The 3,104-nt window shown below is 66.1% G+C and carries 2 protein-coding genes; one reads left to right on the top strand and one right to left on the bottom strand.

Annotation, left to right across the window (positions count from 1 at the left end):
• A partial coding sequence (locus WCB02_RS21055) for a methyl-accepting chemotaxis protein (protein WP_423961067.1) occupies positions 1–1,587 on the top strand: 1,587 nt, incomplete at its 5' end.
• A gap of 4 nt (positions 1,588–1,591) precedes the next feature.
• Here the strand turns inward: WCB02_RS21055 and WCB02_RS21050 are convergent.
• Positions 1,592–3,104: DUF2339 domain-containing protein (locus WCB02_RS21050; protein ID WP_423961065.1), on the bottom strand; the 1,513-nt coding region annotated here is incomplete at its 5' end.

Raw genomic sequence — 3,104 nt, 5'->3', positions numbered from 1 at the left:
ATCAACGCCCATACCGTAGACATCGCGACCAACTGGCTGCCGAGCGTGCGGGTGCTCGGCGACTTGCGCGCCAATATCAATCTCTTTCGGGTCGCGCTTCGCGCGCATGTGATGGCGGAGACGCCGGAGGCAAAGCAGTCGGGCGAAAAGAGATTATCCGGCATTCTCGACAACATTGCCGAGAACCGCAAGACCTACGAACCAATGATTACCTCGCCGGAGGAACGCGCGATCTACGAAAACTGGTCCCGCGCCTGGGACAAATATATGAAAGGCGTCCAGCAAGTCATGCAGGAATCGCGCGACAGCGTCGGTCGCATTCCGCACGAGGCCAGCGAGTTGCTGACCAAATCGGTTGCGGTGATGGCTGCCGACTCGGACCAGTTCCTGAAGAAGGATATCGATCTCAACGATGCCGGCGCTGATACCGCAACGAAGCAGGCGGCCGACGGTTACGATGCTGCGTCCTGGATGGTGCTGGGTATTATCATCGCGGCCATGATTGCCGGCGGCGTCGTCGGCTTCTTCCTCGTTCGCGACGTGTCGCGCGGCATCCAATCCGTCGTCAGGCCGATGCAGGCGCTGGGCAGCGGTGACTTGGCCGCCGAGGTGCCGCATCGCGGCGAGAAGACCGAGATCGGCGCGATGGCCGATACGCTGCAAGTGTTCAAGGAGACGCTGATCGCGAAAAAGGCCGCCGACGAGGCCGCCGCGCACGAGGCCGAAGCCAAGATCGAGCGCGGGCGGCGAGTCGACCAGATCACCCGCGAGTTTGAATCGATGATCGGCGAAATCGTGGATACCGTATCGACGGCCTCGATGCAGCTCGAAAATTCCGCCGGCAGCCTGACCTCGACCGCGAACCGAGGGCAGCAGCTGTCCACCGTGGTCGCGGCCGCCTCGGAGGAGGCGTCCGCCAACGTTCAATCAGTGGCATCGGCCACGGAGGAATTGAGCTCGTCGGTCAAGGAGATCAGCCGCCAGGTGCAGGAATCGGCGCGAATCGCCGGCGACGCCGTCGGTCAGGCGCGCACCACCACCGAACGCGTCAGCGAACTGTCGCAGGCGGCGAACCGGATCGGCGACGTGGTCGAATTGATCAACACCATCGCCGGACAGACCAACCTGTTGGCCCTGAACGCGACGATCGAGGCCGCGCGCGCCGGCGAGGCCGGACGCGGGTTTGCGGTCGTGGCCTCCGAGGTCAAGGCGCTGGCCGAACAGACCGCCAAGGCGACCGGCGAAATCGGCGAACAGGTCGCCGGCATTCAGGCGGCGACCCAGCATTCGGTTGGCGCAATTAAGGAGATTTCCGGCACCATCGAAAAACTGTCCGAGATTTCCTCGGCGATCGCCGCCGCCGTCGAAGAGCAGGGCGTCGCGACCCAGGAAATTTCCCGCAACGTGCAGCAGGCCGCCCAGGGCACCCAGCAGGTCTCGTCCAACATCAGCGACGTGCAGCGGGGCGCCAGCGAGACCGGATCGGCCTCCTCGCAGGTCCTTTCAGCGGCGCAATCCTTGTCGGGCGACAGCAACCGGCTCAAGCTCGAAGTCGGCAAGTTCCTGGATACGGTGCGAGCGGCCTGAGCGATTAGGGCGCGGCCTCTGGCGGCGCCGTTCGCCTGCGGAACAGGATGCGCTGGTACAGCCAGCCGATGGCGACCAGCACCAGGCCGAGGCCGATGAACGACAGCGCGCGGTAGACGCCCTCCAGGGCCGACATGTCGATGAGGAACGCTTTCAGGATCGTCAGCGCGATCACGGCTGCCGACGCCAGCCGGGCGCGCTGCGAATTGAGGAGGATGCCGATCCCGAGCAGCGCGACGCCCGTGATCAGCCAGGCGATCGAATAGCTGTACTGCTCCGGGTCGGTCGGCGCTGCGCCGTTCAACAATGGACCTTGATAGAGCCTGCGGATTTCGAGCGAGACATAAGCGAGCGCGAACAGCAACGCCGCTCCCGCGATGGCGTTGGCGTAGGCGGCGCTGCGCCGGCCGGCCACCGCGTACGACAACAGCAGCATCAAGATCGCCGGCAGCGCATAGCCCAGCAGCAGCGGATTGATGAAGCGCCCGGCGATCTCGATCGACCAGAGCAGCGGGTTTGCCAGCAGCAACAGCCCGAACAGGCTTGAAAGTCCGGCGAAAGCCGTGAGCAGGACGGCGCCGATGTCGTGGACGATGCTGCCGGTCTTGACGCGCAATCGCTCGAGCCCGATCGCCATCGCAAGCGCCGCGCAGACGTCGAGCGCGATCTCCGTCAGCGACGAGGCGGCGCGGTAGACGTCGCCGCCATTGATGGCGTGGCGGATTTCCATGAACGCCAACAGCACCGTGAACAGGATCGCCGCGGCCTCGACCGCGCGCAGCGGCGCATCGTCGCCGCGGCGGCGCAGGAAATGGCTCGCGGCCCAGAACGACAGCGCGGGGATGCCATAGCCCCACAACAGCCAGTTGAAGATCGGCGTGGTGCCGACGGCATCGCCGACAATGCGCGGCTCGTAGCCGATCCTTGCGACCACGATGCCGGCGAAGATCGCGGCGAGCCAGCGCAGGAACGGAATCGCCCGCTGCATCGCGATCCAGGCGGTCCCTGCCGACATCAGCGCCAGCGCGACGGTGAGCCAGCCGTTGTCCAGTGCGAAGGTCAGCGCCAGCGCCAGTGCGCCGAGCGTGCCGGTCGCGAACAACGCGGTCGAGATCATCGATCCGGGCCGGTTGTCGCGCCGGGTCAGGACTTCGGTCGCGCCGCCGAAGGCGGCCGCCAGCAGCAGGGCAAGGATCGCGAACGGGATCGAACGGTCGAGATGCGCGAGGCGCGCGTACAGCGCGATCAGCAAGGCGAGCGGCGTGAACACCGCAACTCCCGACCAGATCACCGGGATGATGGCGTTCCTCGAGCGGCCCTGCGCGAGCAATCCCGCGGCACCGAAGCCGATCGCGCACATCGCCGCGGTGACAAGATGCAGTGTGACGGATCCGGCGGTGGCAGCAGGGCCGCCAATGCCGGGGAGCGGTCCGCCGGGCAGCACCAGGAGATCCGGATTGCCGCGCACGGCCCATTCGGCGAACACGACAAAGACCAGGAGCGCCGCGGCGCCGAGG

This window comes from Bradyrhizobium sp. (genome assembly GCF_049581145.1).
Lineage (GTDB): Bacteria > Pseudomonadota > Alphaproteobacteria > Rhizobiales > Xanthobacteraceae > Bradyrhizobium.
This window is presented reverse-complemented; position numbering and strand designations above follow the sequence as displayed.